This window comes from Embleya scabrispora DSM 41855 (genome assembly GCF_000372745.1).
In the GTDB taxonomy this organism is placed as follows: Bacteria; Actinomycetota; Actinomycetes; order Streptomycetales; family Streptomycetaceae; genus Embleya; species Embleya scabrispora.
Genome location: NZ_KB889697.1, coordinates 22,750 through 39,172 on the forward strand (window position 1 = coordinate 22,750; position 16,423 = coordinate 39,172).

The 16,423-nt window shown below is 70.0% G+C and carries 12 protein-coding genes; 8 read left to right on the forward strand and 4 right to left on the reverse strand.

What is annotated here, in order from left to right:
- Window positions 1–47 precede the first annotated feature (47 nt).
- The 3 genes from A3IC_RS0137285 to A3IC_RS0137300 all read left to right on the forward strand — a co-directional run bounded on the left by A3IC_RS0137285 (window position 48) and on the right by A3IC_RS0137300 (window position 2,548).
- Window positions 48–1,322 carry a VWA domain-containing protein gene (locus tag A3IC_RS0137285; protein ID WP_020555180.1) on the forward strand — a complete coding sequence of 425 codons (1,275 nt, stop codon included), beginning with the start codon at window positions 48–50 and terminating at the stop codon, window positions 1,320–1,322.
- On the forward strand, window positions 1,319–2,119 hold the full coding sequence (locus A3IC_RS0137290; protein WP_020555181.1) for a hypothetical protein: 801 nt from the start codon (window positions 1,319–1,321) through the stop codon (window positions 2,117–2,119). Before A3IC_RS0137285 ends, A3IC_RS0137290 begins: the two co-directional genes overlap by 4 nt.
- A gap of 120 nt (window positions 2,120–2,239) precedes the next feature.
- The gene (locus A3IC_RS0137300) at window positions 2,240–2,548 is read left to right on the forward strand and encodes an antibiotic biosynthesis monooxygenase family protein (protein ID WP_020555182.1); all 309 of its coding nucleotides are present in this window, start codon (window positions 2,240–2,242) and stop codon (window positions 2,546–2,548) included.
- A gap of 147 nt (window positions 2,549–2,695) precedes the next feature.
- Here A3IC_RS0137300 and A3IC_RS0137305 read toward each other — a convergent pair whose 3' ends face one another.
- Together A3IC_RS0137305 and A3IC_RS0137310 are read right to left on the reverse strand one after the other, a co-directional pair.
- The gene (locus A3IC_RS0137305; protein WP_158696239.1) at window positions 2,696–3,205 is read right to left on the reverse strand and encodes a hypothetical protein; all 510 of its coding nucleotides are present in this window, start codon (window positions 3,203–3,205) and stop codon (window positions 2,696–2,698) included.
- Between the two features lie 67 nt (window positions 3,206–3,272).
- Entirely contained in the window at window positions 3,273–4,064 is a 792-nt protein-coding gene (locus A3IC_RS0137310; RefSeq protein WP_020555184.1) for a dioxygenase family protein, read from the reverse strand.
- Between the two features lie 207 nt (window positions 4,065–4,271).
- Between A3IC_RS0137310 and hrpA the strand changes: the two genes are divergently transcribed.
- Window positions 4,272–8,225 (forward strand): ATP-dependent RNA helicase HrpA, encoded by a 3,954-nt coding sequence (hrpA, locus tag A3IC_RS0137315; protein WP_026219185.1) that lies wholly within the window; start codon window positions 4,272–4,274, stop codon window positions 8,223–8,225.
- Between the two features lie 64 nt (window positions 8,226–8,289).
- Here hrpA and A3IC_RS0137320 read toward each other — a convergent pair whose 3' ends face one another.
- Window positions 8,290–8,616 (reverse strand): YiaA/YiaB family inner membrane protein, encoded by a 327-nt coding sequence (locus tag A3IC_RS0137320; RefSeq protein WP_158696240.1) that lies wholly within the window; start codon window positions 8,614–8,616, stop codon window positions 8,290–8,292.
- 183 nt (window positions 8,617–8,799) lie between these two features.
- The gene (lon, locus tag A3IC_RS0137325) at window positions 8,800–11,217 is read right to left on the reverse strand and encodes an endopeptidase La (protein WP_020555187.1); all 2,418 of its coding nucleotides are present in this window, start codon (window positions 11,215–11,217) and stop codon (window positions 8,800–8,802) included.
- A 489-nt stretch (window positions 11,218–11,706) separates the two neighbouring features.
- Here lon and A3IC_RS0137335 point away from each other — a divergent pair, with 489 nt between their 5' ends.
- The 4 genes from A3IC_RS0137335 (at window position 11,707) to A3IC_RS0137350 (ending at window position 16,222) form a co-directional block, all read left to right on the forward strand.
- The gene (locus tag A3IC_RS0137335) at window positions 11,707–12,258 is read left to right on the forward strand and encodes a GNAT family N-acetyltransferase (protein WP_020555188.1); all 552 of its coding nucleotides are present in this window, start codon (window positions 11,707–11,709) and stop codon (window positions 12,256–12,258) included.
- Between the two features lie 347 nt (window positions 12,259–12,605).
- On the forward strand, window positions 12,606–13,850 hold the full coding sequence (locus A3IC_RS0137340; protein WP_020555189.1) for an MFS transporter: 1,245 nt from the start codon (window positions 12,606–12,608) through the stop codon (window positions 13,848–13,850).
- Window positions 13,851–14,036: 186 nt separating this feature from the next.
- Window positions 14,037–14,660 carry an NADPH-dependent FMN reductase gene (locus tag A3IC_RS0137345; protein WP_020555190.1) on the forward strand — a complete coding sequence of 208 codons (624 nt, stop codon included), beginning with the start codon at window positions 14,037–14,039 and terminating at the stop codon, window positions 14,658–14,660.
- Window positions 14,661–14,716: 56 nt separating this feature from the next.
- Window positions 14,717–16,222 (forward strand): DHA2 family efflux MFS transporter permease subunit, encoded by a 1,506-nt coding sequence (locus A3IC_RS0137350; RefSeq protein ID WP_040877804.1) that lies wholly within the window; start codon window positions 14,717–14,719, stop codon window positions 16,220–16,222.
- The last annotated feature ends 201 nt before the right edge of the window (window positions 16,223–16,423 follow it).

Here is a 16,423-nt window from a genome sequence, read left to right on the forward strand (position 1 = left end):
GGCGTGCGGCAAACGGCGGGCCGATTTGATCCGTAGGATCCTCCCCCGTGACGATCAAGATGCGAAAGGTCGGGGCCGGCTTGATCGGCCTGCTGACGACCTTGGCTGTCGTGGGCGGTTCCGCACCGTCCGCGATGGCCGACGAGACGAATCCGACCGGGCCACCGCCGAAAGTCGAGCTGGTCCTCGACGTGAGCGGTTCGATGAAGGCCAACGACGCCGGCGGAATGACCCGCATGGACGCCGCGAAGAAGGCCTTCAACGAGGTCGTGGACAGCGTTCCGGAACCGGCCGACTTCGGCGTCCGGGTGCTGGGTGCCACCTACCCGGGCAACGACAAGGCCAAGGGTTGCGTGGACACCCAGCAACTGGCCCCGGTCGGCAGGCCCAACAAGGTCGTGATCAAGAACGAGATCGCCAAGTTGGCGCCGACCGGCTGGACTCCGATCGCACTGTCGTTGCGCGAGGCCGCCAAGGACCTCGGCACGGGAGCCGGGAGCCGCCGGATCGTGCTGATCACCGACGGCGAGGAGACCTGTGCGCCGCCCGACCCGTGCGACGTGGCACGCGAGTTGGCCGCGTCCGGGCTCAACCTGATCGTGGACACGCTGGGCCTGGTCCCGGACGAGAACACCCGTCGTCAGCTCTCCTGCATCGCCGAGGCCACCGGCGGCACGTACACCTCGGTGCTGAACGCGGACGAGCTGTCGCAGAAGGTCCAGCAGATCGTCAAGCGCGCGGTGCGCGAGGCGGACGAGACACCCGCGGCCGTCAAGGGCAGCCCGAACGGCTGCCAGGACGCCCCGTTGCTCGCGCCCGGCGTGTACAGCGACCGCGAGGAGTTCGGCCAGCACCTCTGGTACAAGGTCCCGCTCAAGCCGAACCAGGAGCTGCGGGCCACCGCGACGGTCGGCTCGGACCGCAAGGTGGCGCGCGATTACGACGTGACGGTCACCGCGTTCAGCGAGGACGGCCGCGAACTGGTCGGCAACGCGGGCGCCGGCAACGGCCGTACCGACGTGCAGTCCGCCGGTCTGCGCTACCCGTACAAGACCGACAGCGACCACGCGAAGACCAGGACGATCTGTCTGGTCGTCACCAACGCGTTCGCCGCGCAGCCGAACGTGGCCACCAAGCCGGGTCTGCCGCTGGAGTTGACGGTGGACCTGGTCAAGGCCACCGACAGCAAGGCCGCGAACGTGCACGGGCTGGGTCGGGGTTGGGTGTTCCTGGGGGTACTCGCCGGATTCGGCCTGATTGCCGGTCTGTTGGCCGGCTGGCTGCGCCGCGCGTTCAAGGCTCTCGGAAAGGCGATGTCATGACGAACGCGATCGGTGGAATCAAGCGGGCGTTGGCGGCGGTCGCCGCGGCGTTCGTGGGCGTGACGCTGTTCGCGGCGCCGGCGATGGCCGAGCAGGACGCGGCGCCGGGCACCTCGTTCCTGGGCGCGGGCACGCTCGAGTTGGGCAAGGAGGCGCGCTGGTCGGCGTCCCAGGGCGAGTATCTGTACTGGCAGTTCCCGGCCAAGGCGGGCAAGGAGATCCACGCCAAGGTGGATCTGGAGCTGGCCTCCGGCAACGCGCGCACCGGCCCGGTGACCTACCGGATCGAGATCTACGACGGCCTGCGCCGGCGTCAGCCGTGCGTCGAGGGCAAGCAGGTCGCCACGGCGCAGAAGAGCGACACCAGGATCGGCCTGACCTGCACGCCGCGCACCGTTCGCGACTGGGCCGAGCCGTGGTCCACCGACCCGCTGCCCGGGATGTACTTCGTCCGGATCGCCGCGATAAACGTGCCCGACCTGGACGCGGGCGCCGCGACCAAGGTCACCGTACGGGTGGACACCAAGGACGGCGACGACCAGGTGCCGACCTCGGACCGCAAACTGGCCGACCCGCTGGTGCCGATCACCAAGGCCGGCTCGGTGCTCAAGAGCGGGCAGACCGCGGACACCCGGTCGGTGGCCTGGGACCAGGAAGAGGACCACTGGTACCAGTGGGACTGGATGGACGGGCCGAACGCACGGTGGTTCTGGACCGCGATGGCGACCTTCGTCGCGGTGGTGTTCGGCATCCTGGGCTACCAGATCACCCGTAAGAAGCGGCACTGGTTCAGCTGACGCCGATCGGCCGACGCTCGTCGTCGGCGTGGCGAACCGCCCCGGCGCACTCCGCGCCGGGGCGGTTCGCCATGATCCTCGTGTCGCCTTGACCCGATCCGAGGAAGCACGGAGCCTGCCATGATCATCGAACACGCGGACATCACCGTCACGCAGGGCCGCGAGGCCGAATTCGAGGCCGCGTTCCTGCGCGGCCGCGAGGTCGTCGCCAAGTCCGCCGGCTTCCGCTGGGCGCGCCTGATCCGTCAGATCGAGTCGCCCACGTCGTACCTGCTGCTGATCGGCTGGGAGACCCTGGAGGCCCACACGGTCGGCTTCCGCGAATCCGACCTGTTCCCCCAGTGGCGAGCCATCGTCGGCGAGTTCTTCGCGGTCCCCCCGACGATCGTCCACTACGAAGGCGATCTGACCCCCACCGACGAGACCTGAGCGCGAGCCCGCCGACGCCCCGGCCCCGCGCGGAACCGGGGCGTCGGCGTATCCGCACCCGGCGAGCGGCGGCAACGCACGCCGCCGGCGACCACGCACGGCTCACCCGCGCCCGGCGCCGCCGCTCACCACCTCGCGATGCGGGCCTCACTCCTCCCACAGTCCCGCCACGGTCAGGCCCGGGTCGATGTCGGCCAGGGCCCGAGTGGGGTCCAGGGTGGGGAGCACGCGGTGGGTCGCCGCTGCGTGGGCGTAGACCAAAAGCAGGTCCTCGGCGGTCCAGCGGACCGAGGGCCAGACGGCGTCGCGGCCCGGGCACAGTCGGGTCAGGCGGGTGTGGAACTCGTCGAGTTCGGCCGGATTCGTGAAGGTCCGGGCCGCCTCGATCGCGTCGTGGTCGGTGCGCAGCAGCGCGTACGCGGGCACCACGGGCACGCGCATGACCGCGTCCGGGTCGGTGTCCGCCATGCCCATGCCGCGCGCGACCCGGTACAGGGCCGATGCCATCAGCAGCGCGACGAGCAGTCCGCTGTCCTCCCGCACACCGCCGGACGGGAAGAACCTCGCGTCCCAGAAGTGCTGTTCGGTGTTCAGGTGCTCGCGCACGAGCATGCAGCCGACTCCCACGCAGCTCTGCGGCAGGGTTCCGGCAGCCATACGGCTACGTTACGGCTCCGGTGGCGCGCCGTGGCGCGGTTCCGTTCATTTACGACATCGGCTCACTTCACCCCAGTTGGATGGACCGCTTGGAGAGTCCGAACCAGAAGCCGTCGATGACCTGGTTCAGCCGGTCCAAATCCTCGTGACCCGCGCCGAGCGAGACGAACAGCGGCGCCAGGTGCTCGGTCCGGGGGTGCGCCAGGCGCGCGGCGGGCGCCTTGTGGGTGAAGTCGAGCAGCGTGTCCACGTCACCGCCGCGGAACGCCTCGTCGCCCCAGTGGTCGAACTCGCGCGACCACCCCGGCACCGGCGCATCCGCCCGGGGGTCGAGTCCGCGCAGGTTGTGGGTGAAGAACCCGCTGCCCACGATCAGCACGCCCTCGTCGCGCAGCGGCGCGAGCCGTTGGCCGACCTGGTAGAGCCGGACCGGGTCGAGCGTGGGCAGCGACATCTGCAGCACCGGCACGTCGGCGTCCGGATACATCTCGACCAGCGGTACGTACGCGCCGTGGTCCAGGCCGCGCTCCGGCGCGTCGCGCACGTCCGGCCCGAGCAGCGCCCGGACCCGCGCCGCCAGCTCGGGAGCACCGGGTGCCGGATAGGTGACCCGGTAGTAGTGCTCGGGAAAGCCGCCGAAGTCGTACACCAGCGGGATCGTGCGGGTCGCGCCGAGTGCGATCGGGGCGTCCTCCCAGTGCGCGGACACCATCAGGATCGCGGTGGGCCCGGGCAGGTCGGCGGACCACGCGGCCAGCTGGCCGGTCCACAACGCGTCGTCCGCGAGCGGCGGCGCGCCGTGGCCGAGGTAGACGACGGGCATGCGCTGCGCGCCGGGCGAGGGCGAGGTGGTGTCCATGGACCCAGGATAGCAAGTAGTTCTACGTTCAACAATTGACATGACAGGATGATTCGAGGGGCGGCACGGCACGAGGACCAGGACCCGTGAGCGCCACGACACGAGGACTCGGCGCGTGACGCGACAGGAGGATTCGGCGCCGGGATCGCCATCGGGAGTAATCCACTGGCCTGCGCCCCGGGGGTGCCACTTATCCTGGACCGCGTAATGGGAACGCCAGTAGCCACATCTCAGCTCGCCGACCTCCAGGCGCGCCTGCCCCACCTGATGCTTCGGGATCAGGACCGTCTGCGCCGTCGCCTCGACCGGACCCGCAAGAACCGCAAGGGCCCGCAGCAGGTCGCCGAGACCGAGAGCCTGATCGCCGCGTTCGACGCCGCCGAGACGCGGGTCGCGAACCGGCGCGCCGCCGTGCCCACGATCGGCTATCCCGAGGCGCTGCCGGTCGCTCAAAAGAAGGACGACATCCTGGCCGCGATCCGCGACCACCAGGTCGTCATCGTCGCGGGCGAGACCGGCTCCGGGAAGACCACTCAGATCCCCAAGATCTGCCTCGAACTCGGTCGCGGTGTCCAGGGCCTGATCGGGCACACCCAGCCGCGTCGGATCGCCGCGCGCACGGTCGGTGACCGGATCGCCGAGGAGTTGGGCGGACAACTCGGTGACGTGGTCGGCTACAAGGTTCGCTTCAACGACCAGTCCAGTGACAACACGCTGGTCAAGTTGATGACCGACGGCATCCTGCTCGCCGAGGTGCAACACGATCGGCTGTTGCGGCAGTACGACACGCTGATCATCGACGAGGCGCACGAGCGCAGCCTCAACATCGACTTCCTGCTCGGCTACCTCAAGCAGTTGCTGCCGCGTCGCCCCGACCTCAAGGTGATCATCACCTCGGCCACGATCGACCCGGAGCGCTTCTCGCAACACTTCGACGACGCGCCGATCATCGAGGTGTCCGGCCGTACCTATCCGGTCGAGGTGCGTTATCGCCCACTCGTCGCGGAGGTCGACGAGGACGAGGACGACGACGGGGCGGGAGCCAAGCGCCGACCCGACGATCGTGACCAGGTGCAGGCGATCAGCGACGCGGTGGACGAACTGCTCGGCGAGGCGTCCGGCGACATCCTGGTCTTCCTCAGCGGCGAGCGGGAGATCCGGGACACCGCCGAGGCACTGAACAAACGTCGGTTGCGCAACACCGAGGTACTGCCGCTGTACGCGCGCCTGTCCTCCGCGGAGCAGCACCGGGTCTTCCAGCAGCACACCGGACGACGGATCGTGCTCGCGACCAACGTCGCGGAGACGTCGCTGACCGTGCCGGGCATCAAGTACGTGATCGACCCGGGCACCGCGCGCATTTCCCGGTACAGCCTGCGCACGAAGGTGCAGCGGCTGCCGATCGAGGCCGTTTCGCAGGCATCCGCCAATCAGCGCAAGGGCCGCAGCGGGCGCACCTCGGACGGCATCTGCATCCGGCTGTACTCCCAGGAGGACTTCGAGTCGCGGCCCGAGTTCACCGACCCGGAGATCCTGCGCACCAACCTGGCCTCGGTCATCCTGCAGATGACCGCGCTGGGCCTGGGCGACATCGCCGCGTTCCCGTTCGTGGAGCCGCCGGATCGGCGCAACATCAAGGACGGCGTACAGCTCCTGGAGGAACTGGGCGCACTGGACCCGGACGAGCCGGACGTACGCAAGCGCCTGACCCCGATCGGCCGCAAGCTGTCCCAGCTCCCGGTGGACCCGCGACTGGCCCGGATGATCCTGGAGGCGGACCGCAACGGCGTGGTCCGCGAGGTGCTGATCATCGCGTCCGCGCTGTCCATCCAGGACCCGCGCGAGCGACCCGTCGAACACCAGCAGCACGCCGACCAGTTGCACGCGCGGTTCGCGGACAAGGAGTCCGACTTCCTCGCGTACCTCAACCTGTGGAACTACATCAAGGAGCAGCGCGACGAGCTGTCCTCCAGCCGGTTCCGCAAGTTGTGCAAGAGCGAGTTCCTGCACTACCTGCGCATACGCGAATGGCAGGACCTGCACAGCCAGTTGCGCTCGGCCGCCAAGTCGCTCGGGATCGAGGCGACCGGCGAGCCGCAGGAGCCGAACACGCAGCACATCCACACCGCGATCCTGTCCGGTCTGCTCTCGCACATCGGCCTGATGGACCCGGCCAAGCGCGAGTACGGCGGCGCGCGCGGCACCAGGTTCTCGGTCTTCCCCGGCTCGGCGCTGTTCAAGAAACCGCCGCGGTGGGTGATGGCGGCCGAACTCGTCGAGACGTCCCGCCTGTGGGCGCGGATCGCCGGGCGGATCGAGCCCGAGTGGATCGAGCCGCTGGCCGGGCACCTGATCAAGCGCACCTACAGCGAGCCGCACTGGGAACAGAAGATGGCCGCGGTGATGGCCTACGAGAAGGTCACGCTGTACGGGGTGCCGATCGTGGCCGCGCGCAAGGTCGGCTACGGCAAGGTCGATCCGGAGCTGTCCCGCGAACTGTTCATCCGGCACGCGCTGGTGGAGGGCGACTGGCGTACGCACCACAAGTTCTTCGCGGCCAACCGGCGACTGCTCGCCGACGTCGAGGAGCTCGAACACCGGGCCCGACGCCGGGACATCATGGTCGACGACGAGACCCTGTTCGACTTCTACGACGAGCGCATCCCCGCCGACGTGGTCTCCGGACGGCATTTCGACGCGTGGTGGAAGAAGGCCCATCGGAGCGAACCGGACCTGCTGAGCTTCGAGAAGTCCATGCTGATCAACGCCAAGGCCGGCGGGATCACCGAGGAGGACTACCCGAACACGTGGGTCGAGGAGGGTCTGGAGCTCAAGCTGACCTACCAGTTCGAGCCCGGCTCGAATGCGGACGGGGTCACCGCGCACATCCCGGTCGCGGTGCTCAACCAGCTCACCGGCGACGGCTTCGACTGGCAGATCCCGGGCCTGCGCGAGGAGTTGGTGACCTCGTACATCCGCGCGCTGCCCAAGGGCATCCGCCGCGGCTTCGTGCCGGCGCCGGACTACGCGCGGTCGATCCTGGCCCGGATCCCGGCCCGCCGAGGGTCGTTGGTGGACGTGCTGGAGCGCGAGCTGAGCCGGATGGCGGGCATGCCGGTCAAGCGCGAGACGTGGGATCTGGCGAAGGTGCCCGAACACCTGCGGATGACGTTCCGGGTGCTCGACGACGACCGGCGCACGCTGGCCGAGGGCAAGGACCTGGCGGCGCTCAAACTCACGTTGCGCGACCGGATGCGGGCCGCGGTGTCCGAGGCGGCGAGCACGCTGGACATCGAGCGCACGGGCGTGACCTCCTGGACCATCGGCGAACTGCCGCGCGTGGTCGAGCAGCGGCGCGGGCCGCTGGTGGTCAAGGCGTATCCGGCGCTGGTCGACGAGGGCGCGTCGGCGGCGGTCCGGCTGTTCGACAGCGAGCCGGAGCAGTCGCGCGCGATGCGGCTCGGGACGCGGCGCCTGGTGCTGCTGAACGTGCAGTCGCCGGTCAAGCAGATCCAGGGGCGGCTGCCCAACATGGCCAAGCTGACGCTGAGTCACAACCCGCACGGGGGCATCGACGCGCTCTTCGAGGACATCCTCGCGTGCGCGGCGGACATGCTGATCCAGGACGCGGGCGGTCCGGTGTGGGACGAGGCGGGCTTCGTCCGGCTGCGCGATCGGGTCAAGGCGGGACTGCCTCGGCTGACCGAGGACACGGTGGTCAAGGTCGAGCGCATCCTGGGCGCGTCGCACAACGTCGCCGGGCGGCTGAAGACGACCCGGAGCCCGGCCCTGGCGCCCGCGCTGGCCGACCTGAAGGCGCAGTACACGGCGCTGGTGCACAAGGGCTTCGTGGCCGAGGCGGGTTGGCGGCGGTTGCCGGACGTGCACCGCTATCTCCAGGCGATGGAGCGCCGCTTGCAGCGCCTGGAGGCGGACCCGGTGCGGGACCGCGAGCGCATGCTGAAGGTCCACCAGATCCAGGCTGCGTACCGGGATTTGATGGACCGTCAGGCCAAGGGTGCGCCGACTCCGGCCGAGGTGGCGGCGGTGCGGTGGCAGATCGAGGAGCTGCGGGTGAGCTACTTCGCCCAGTCCCTGGGCACGCCGCAGCCGGTGTCGGACAAGCGGATCTTGAAGACGATCGAGGAATTGGGGTCGTAGACGGGTCGGTTCGGATCCGGGTCGGGACCCGACTCGGATCCCGGCCTCCGGTTTGCAATCCGGGTCAGACCAGGTCGTTCTTGAACAGGTCGTGGTCGGTCAGCAGCTTCTCCAGGCGCGCCTGGTCGACCCGGCTGACCACGGCCTCGCTTTCCTGGCGGTCCCGGACGACCTTGGCGACGGTGATGCTGGACGTCACGACGTACAGCACGCCGAGACCGAGGAAGGCCCGGATCCAGCGGTCCACCGGGAGGTAGACGATGCCGACCAGAACCGCGCTCACGGACACGCCGAAGGACAGCGCGGCCTGGACGAAGAAGCCATGGGTGTTGTTGGTGCGCAGCGGCGATGTCATGGCAACAGTGTTGGGCCGGACGGGTGTTGCGCACATGAGTACGTGTACTCAAGAAGACCGCCTATCGGCGGACGCGCAAAGGCCGTAGGTCGCGAATCGTTCTCGATCAGGCCGCGCGATCGGGCTTCGCCGCCGACCGGGTCTGCCGCTCCGGGTCGAAAGATGCCGCGCGAGCCGCCGGGTGGGCGGCTCGCGCGGCAGGGGGTGGGCGGCGTGGGGTCAGGCGGCCACGGCGTGCTTGGCGTTGGCCGGCTCCAGGGCCAGTTCCAGCACCTCGCGCACGTCGGCCACCGCGTGCACGGTGAGCCGGCTCAGGATCTCCTCGGGCACGTCGTCCAGGTCGGCCTCGTTGCGCTTGGGGATCAGCACCGTGGTGACGCCGGCCCGCTCCGCGGCGAGCAGCTTCTGCTTGACGCCGCCGATCGGGAGTACCCGACCGGTGAGCGAGACCTCACCGGTCATCGCCACGTCCGAGCGGACCGGCCGCCCGGTCAGCAGCGACACCAGCGCGGTCGTCATCGTGACACCGGCGCTCGGGCCGTCCTTGGGGACCGCTCCGGCCGGGACGTGGATGTGCACGCCGCGGTCCTTGAGGTCGCCCACCGGCACCTCCAGCTCCGCCCCGCGCGAGCGCAGGTAGGACAGCGCGATCTGCGCCGACTCCTTCATCACGTCGCCGAGTTGACCGGTCAGGGTCAGTCCCGTACCGCCCGTCTCCGCGTCCGCCAGCGACGCCTCGATGTAGAGCACGTCGCCGCCCGCGCCGGTGACCGCGAGTCCGGTGGCGACTCCCGGCACCGCCGTGCGCTGCTCGGCCTTGCTCAGCAGCGACTCCGGGGTGTGCCGGGGCCGGCCGAGGTAGTCGCGCAGGTCGCCGGCGTCCACCGCGATCGGCAGCGGGTGCGCCTCGGCGTCCAGTGCCTGCCTGGCCGCGACCTTGCGCAGCACACGGGCGATCGAACGCTCCAGGGTGCGCACGCCCGCCTCGCGGGTGTACTCGCCCGCCAGCAGCCGCAGCGCCTCCTCGGTGAAGGACACCTCGGTGTCGTCCAGACCCGCCTTGTCCAACTGACGCTTGATCAGGTGGTCCCGGGCGATGACGACCTTCTCGTCCTCGGTGTAGCCGTCCAGGCGAACCAGTTCCATCCGGTCCAGCAGCGGCTCGGGAATGGTCTCGAGCACGTTGGCCGTGGCCAGGAACACCACGTCGGACAGGTCGAGTTCGACCTCCAGGTAGTGGTCGCGGAAGGTGTGGTTCTGCGCCGGGTCGAGCACCTCGAGCAGGGCGGCGGTCGGGTCGCCCCGGTAGTCCGAGCCGACCTTGTCGATCTCGTCGAGCAGGACGACGGGGTTCATGCTGCCCGCCTCCTTGATCGCCCGGACGATCCGGCCGGGCAGCGCGCCGACGTAGGTGCGCCGGTGACCGCGGATCTCGGCCTCGTCACGCACGCCGCCGAGCGCGACCCGGACGAACGAGCGACCCATCGCGCGGGCCACCGACTCGCCGAGCGAGGTCTTGCCGACGCCGGGCGGGCCGACCAGGGCCAGCACCGCGCCGGAGCGGCGACCGCCGACCACACCCAGCCCGCGCTCCTCACGGCGCTTGCGAACCGCCAGGTACTCGACGATGCGCTCCTTGACGTCCACCAGGCCGGAGTGGTCCGCGTCCAGGATCGCGCGCGCCTCGGCGATGTCGTACGCGTCCTCGCTGCGCTCGTTCCACGGCATTTCCAGGACGGTGTCCAGCCAGGTACGGATCCACCCGCCCTCGGGCGACGCGTCGGAGGCGTGCTCCAGCTTGTCGACCTCCTTGAGCGCGGCGGCCAGCACCTTCTCCGGCAGGTTCGCCGCCTCGACCCGGGCGCGGTAGTCCTCCTCCTCGCTGTCCGGGGTGCCGTTGAGCTCGTTGAGCTCCTTGCGCACCGCGGCCAGCTGCTGCTTGAGCAGGAACTCGCGCTGTTGCTTGTCCATCCCCTCCTGGACGTCCTTGCGGATCGTCTCGGCGACGTCCAACTCGGCGAGGTGGTCCCGGGTCCAGCCGACGACCTTGGTCAGCCGCTCCCGGACGTCGACGGTCTGGAGCACGTCGATCTTCTGCTGGAGCGTCAGGTACGGGGCGTAGCCGGAGTTGTCCGCCAGGTCACTGGGGTCCTCCAGGGCCTGGACGTGGTCGACCACCTGCCACGCGCCGCGCTTGCCCAGCACGGTGGTGACCAGGGCCTTGTACTCGCGGGCCAGTTCGTGGGTCTGCTCGTCCGCCTCGACGTCCGCCACGCGGGTCGCCTCGACCCACAGCGCCGCGCCGGGGCCGGTGGTACCGCTGCCGATCCGCACCCGGCCCTCGCCGCGCACCACCACGACCGACTCACCCCCGGGCAGCCGCCCGACCTGCTCGATCACGCCGAGCGTACCCACCGCCGGGTACTGCCCGTCGTCGCGCGGAACAAGCAGCACCCGCGCCTTGCTCTCACTACGGATGCCGGGTCCACCGGACCGCCCCGCGGCGGCCCGCGCGGCATCCACGGCGGCACGGGTCTCCGCGTCATCGAGTTCGAGCGGGACCACCATGCCGGGGAGGACGACCACGTCGTCCAGCGGAAGAACCGGCAGGGTCAGGGTCCCGATGGTCTCGCTCATGTAATGCCCCTCAGGTAGCCACGGTCGAAAAAGTTGCGCTGCACTGACTCAAGAAACAAGAGCCCCTCTTTGTTCCCCCACCCTCCCGATCCCTGTTCGCCCTGGGCGAAGTCGCTCCGCAGCCCCGACCGACCGGCATGCGCACGGATCGACGTGACCATGTGTCATCGACTTTCGACCGCAAGTGACCTTTCGCGGCTTGCGGGGCGAACGCGCGGAGGCTTAATCCGCTTTTCATCTGGGAGGCGGGCCGAGTCTCTCGACTAGGCCACGGGTCACTACGCGGCCCTGGCCGTCTTTCTCCAGTCAGCGGCCGGCGCCGGCGACGCCGTACTCATCCGGCTGTCCCGACTCGTCCCATCCGGCCGCGCGCCCCCGGTGTGGCCTGGGGATTGGGCGCAGTGGGTGAATTCGGCGCGTGGGACTTACGTCGTGGCCGGGTGGGACGGAAGAATCGTTCGACTTGATACGAGGGGGCGAATCCTGTCAGTGAGCGACGTCTTTCCCGAACGTGACCTGCATGCGGGCCCGATCACACTCCGGCCGTTCACCGCCGACGATGTCGAAGACACCCGAACCGCCTGCGCGGACGAGGTGATCCAACGATGGATACCGCTGCCCCGCCCGTACACCCTTGAGACGTCCGTCGATTGGTGTACGAAAACGGCGCACACCCTGCGCGAGTCCGGCGACGGCATCCACTTCGCGATCTCCGACCCGGCCGACGGGCGGCTGCTCGGCGCCGTCGGGCTCAAGCGGACCGACTGGCAGGAACTGGTCAGCGAGGTGGGCTATTGGATCGCCCCCTGGGCGCGCGGACGCGGAATCGCCGCTCGGGCCACCCATGCGCTCGGCCGCTGGCTGCTGACCGAGCAGGGCTTCGAACGCCTCGAACTCAAGGCCGCCGTCGGGAACATCCCCTCGCGCAAGACGGCGATCAAGGCCGGCCTCCACCGAGAGGGCATCCTGCGCAACGCCGGCCGCCTGCACACCGGCCGGGTCGACGTCGTGCTGTACTCGCTGACCCCATCCGACCTGTAGGGCCGGCCGCCACGGTGGCCGCCGATCGGTTTTGACCCCGCTGCGCCCGCGGGGCCGATCGGCGGCCATGGCGATGGTCGGCAACTCGGCGACGGTGCGGGCCTGTTGTCGTGGAGGCGGTCGTACGAGCCGCCGCCCTGCGGAGGTCGGCGGCCCGCGCATGGGGCTTCTCGCACGTCGCCTGCGCCGGGCGGGGTGACGCGTACGAGGCGAGGCCCGAAGCGGGCCGGGGCGAGGGTGTGGCGGAAGGGTTGACGGCGGGATACCGCCAGACCCGATGGGGTGCCGGTGGTTGTACTGGGACACCCCGCTGTCGGGGTCTCACCCACATCGCCGAAAGGGACGTCATGTCCGTCACCACCGGATCCGACGAGCACACGACCGGTCGGACCGACCCGTCTGCACAGGAGCAGGAGCAGGCAGAGGAATCCCGGCAGTATTGGCCGGCCGTCGTGTGTCTGTCGCTGGGGATCTTCGCGATCGTGACCACCGAGATCCTGCCGATCGGGTTGTTGACGCCGATCGGGAGCGACTTCGGTGTCTCGGACGGAACGGCGGGGTGGCTGATGACCGTGCCGGGCTTCCTGGCGGCGATCTGTGCGCCGTTGGTGACCGTGTCCACCGGGCGGCTGGATCGACGGACCATGTCGGTCGCGCTGGTCGTGCTCCTGGCGGTGGCGAACTTCCTTGCGGCGGCGTCCCCGGCGTTCTGGGTGGTGCTGGTGGCGCGGTCGCTGGTCGGGGTCACCATCGGCGGATTCTGGTCGATCGGGGCGGGGTTGGCGCCTCGGTTGGTGCGTGCGAAGGCGGTGGGTACGGCGACCGCCGTGGTCTTCGCGGCCGTGCCGGCCGGTTCGGTGTTGGGCTTGCCGGCCGGTACCCAACTGGGCGAACACATCGGCTGGCGCGCCTCGTTCGCGGTCATGGGCGTGCTCGCGCTGGGCGTGTCCGTCGCGCTGTTCGTACTGCTGCCGCCGCTGCCGGCGCTCCAGGTGACCCGTGCCGCGGTGTTGCGTGAGCTGCTGCGCGGCGCCGACGTGCGGATCGGGCTCGCCGCGACCTGTCTGATCGTGATCGCGCACTTCGGCGCCTACACGTACGTGACCCCCTTCCTGGAGCAGATCACCCACGTCGACCGAGGGCTGATCGGCGCCTACCTGCTGACCTTCGGCGTGGCCGGCATCGTCGGCAACTTCGTCGCGGGCGCGACCATGGCGCGCGGCCTGCGCGCGACGTTCCTCACATGTGCGGTGTTGATCGCCGCGGCCACGCTGCTGTTCCCCCTTCTGGGTCGGTGGGATGCGGGGGCGATCGGCCTGCTCGTGGTGTGGGGTCTGGCCTACGGGGCCGTGCCCGCATGCTCCCAGACCTGGTTCGTCCGCTCCGCCCCGCAGGCTCAGGAGGCGGCCATGGTCGTCTTCACGTCGTCCTTCCAACTCACCCTCGCCACCGGCGCGCTCCTGGGCGGAGCCGTCGTGGACGCCACGTCGTCGTCGACGGTCATGCTGTGCGCCGGCGCGGTCGCCCTCACCATGGTCATCACCCTCACCGCTCTCGGCGGCCCCACCGAAGCGGCTCGGCACGCTCGCTGATCCACCCGACAACCGAAGCGCTCGCGCGAAGACGGGCACCCGGGGCGGACGGGCTCGATCCGGGTGGGGCGACGACTGGGCTTGACCTCAAGTCGACTTCAACTTCTAACGTCTTCACCAGGCACTCGAAGGAAGCACTTCCGGGGCCGCACCGCACAGTTCGCGCTTCTCTTCCTGGGGGAATCCATGAGCACCGCCACGCACACGAGCATCGACGCGAACACCGACACGAACACCGGCGCCTTCCGGCTGGCCGTCATCGTCGGCAGCACCCGCGAAGGGCGCTTCGCCCCCGTCGTGTCCAACTGGTTCGCCGCCGCGGCCGAGCGGCACGGGGACTTCGAGGTGGACATCATCGACCTGGCGCACGACCGGCTGCCCGATGTGTGGGCTCCGATGGGCAGCGAACCCGCCGCCGTGGTCGCCGCGGTGGGCGCTCGGCTGGCCGCCGCGGACGCGTTCGTGGTGGTCACGCCCGAGTACAACCACAGCTTCCCGGCCGGGCTGAAGAACATGATCGACCTGTTCCGCGGCGAGTGGCAGGGCAAGCCGGTCGGCTTCGTGTCCTACGGCGGTATCTCCGGTGGCCTGCGCGCGGTCGAGCAACTGCGCCTGGTCTTCGCCGAGCAGCACATGGTCACCACCCGGGACGGGCTCGCCTTCCCGATGGCCTGGGAGAAATTCGATGCCGAGGGGCAGCCGGTCGACGTCGCGGGCACCGAGGCCGCCGCCAAGGTGATGCTCGATCAGCTCGCCTGGTGGAGCGAGGCCACCCGGTCGACGCGCGTGCGCCGGCCGTACGGCGTCTGAACGCCGGCTTCCGAAGCAGCCGCAGCCATTCCCCCGCCGAACGCCAGGAGCCCGTGATGGCATCGATTGCCGCCTCGGCCGCGAGCACTCCCGCGGCCACCGCCCCCGCCCCTTCCCGCGGCGTCGCGATGATCGCCGTCGTGGTCGTCCTCGGCTCGGTGATGTCCGTACTCGACGTCACCGTCGTCAACGTCGCGCTCAACCACCTCGCGCAGGACTTCGACGCACCGCTGGCCACCATCCAATGGGTCGCGACGGGCTACACGTTGGCCCTGGCCACCGTCATCCCGGTGGCCGCGTGGGCAATGGGCCGGTTCGGCACCAAGCGCCTGTACATGTTCTCGATCGGCACCTTCGCGGCCGGCTCCGTTGCGGCCGGGCTTGCCTGGTCGGCCGAGTCGCTGATCGTCTTCCGGGTCCTACAGGGGCTCGGCGGCGGGCTGATCATGCCGGTCGGGATGACCATCCTGGCCCGCGCGTCCGATCCGAGCCGGATGGGCCGCACGATGGCCGTCCTGGGCATTCCGATCCTGATCGGCCCGCTGGTCGGCCCGATCCTGGGCGGGTGGCTGGTGGACGACGTCTCGTGGCGCTGGATCTTCTTCATCAACGTGCCGATCGGCGCCGTCGCACTGGCCCTGGCCGCCAGGGTCTTCCCGCGCGATGCCCCGCAGCCGGCCGAGCCGCTGGACGTGCCCGGGCTGCTGATGCTCTCCCCCGGTCTGGCGCTGCTGATCTACGGCCTGGCCACCGGCGGGGAGAAGGGCGACTTCGGCTCCCCCGGGGCGGTGGTCCCGGCCGCACTGGGCGCGCTGTTGGTGATCGGCTTCGTGGTCCGGGCGTTGCGGGTCGAGCACGCGCTGATCGACCTGCGGTTGTTCCGCAGCCGCCCGTTCGTGGCCGCCGCGGGCACCACGGTGCTGTTCGTCTGCGCGTACTTCGGCTCGATGATGTTGGCCCCGTTGTACTACCAACTGGTACGCGGCGAGAGCGCCACCGCCTCCGGCATGTTGGGCGCGCCGCAGGCCCTGTTCACCGCGGTGTCCATGCAGATCGCGAGCCGGCTCAGCGACCGGATCGCGCCGGGACGGATCGTGCGGGTCGGGATCGTGGTCGCCGTCTCCGGCTTCCTCGCCTTCACCACGCAGGTCGCCGCAGACACGCCGTACTGGGTGCTGATGTCCTGCATGTCGGTGACGGGCATCGGGGTCGGCATGACGCTGATGCCGACCACCGCCTCGGCGCTGCGCACCATGTCGCACGAGCAGGTCGCGGTCGCCGGAACCGCCTTGACCATCATCCAGCAGGTCGCGGCTGCGATCGGCGGGGCGCTGATGTCGGTGCTGTTGGCCGGTGCGATGCGGGACGGCCTGCCGGCCGGGCAGGGGGCGGGTGGGCTCGGTGAGCTGCACACGATGTCGCCGGCGGCGGTGGGGGAGATCGGGCCTCGGTTGGCTGATGCGTTCCAGGGGACGTACTGGTGGGCGGTGGGCTTCATGGCCCTGGCGTTCCTGCCGGCGCTGTTGATGAGCCGAACTCGTGCGGGTGTCGAGGCGAGGTAGACCCGCGATCTCGGGGGCTGTCGGCGCGAGATCGGCCACTGCCGGAGCGGGCGTCCTCGAACGCCGGACGGGCTGCTTGTCCTCACGCGCCGGACGGGCCGAGTGTCCTCGAACGCCGGACGGGCTGTTCATCGCCCGCCCGGTGTTCGGCGTTGAAAGGCGTGCGGCGTCGAAGGGGTGTTCGTTCGTCGATCAGGGCGA

Bases quoted from the DNA above. Each gene is read 5' to 3' on its own strand.
- A3IC_RS0137300 (WP_020555182.1), top strand. From the start codon at position 2,240: ATGATCATCGAACACGCGGACATCACCGTCACGCAGGGCCGCGAGGCC.
- A3IC_RS0137350 (WP_040877804.1), top strand. From the start codon at position 14,717: ATGGCATCGATTGCCGCCTCGGCCGCGAGCACTCCCGCGGCCACCGCC.
- A3IC_RS0137310 (WP_020555184.1), bottom strand. From the start codon at position 4,064: ATGGACACCACCTCGCCCTCGCCCGGCGCGCAGCGCATGCCCGTCGTC.
- A3IC_RS0137305 (WP_158696239.1), bottom strand. From the start codon at position 3,205: ATGGCTGCCGGAACCCTGCCGCAGAGCTGCGTGGGAGTCGGCTGCATG.
- A3IC_RS0137340 (WP_020555189.1), top strand. From the start codon at position 12,606: ATGTCCGTCACCACCGGATCCGACGAGCACACGACCGGTCGGACCGAC.
- lon (WP_020555187.1), bottom strand. From the start codon at position 11,217: ATGAGCGAGACCATCGGGACCCTGACCCTGCCGGTTCTTCCGCTGGAC.
- A3IC_RS0137320 (WP_158696240.1), bottom strand. From the start codon at position 8,616: ATGTGCGCAACACCCGTCCGGCCCAACACTGTTGCCATGACATCGCCG.
- A3IC_RS0137290 (WP_020555181.1), top strand. From the start codon at position 1,319: ATGACGAACGCGATCGGTGGAATCAAGCGGGCGTTGGCGGCGGTCGCC.
- hrpA (WP_026219185.1), top strand. From the start codon at position 4,272: ATGGGAACGCCAGTAGCCACATCTCAGCTCGCCGACCTCCAGGCGCGC.
- A3IC_RS0137345 (WP_020555190.1), top strand. From the start codon at position 14,037: ATGAGCACCGCCACGCACACGAGCATCGACGCGAACACCGACACGAAC.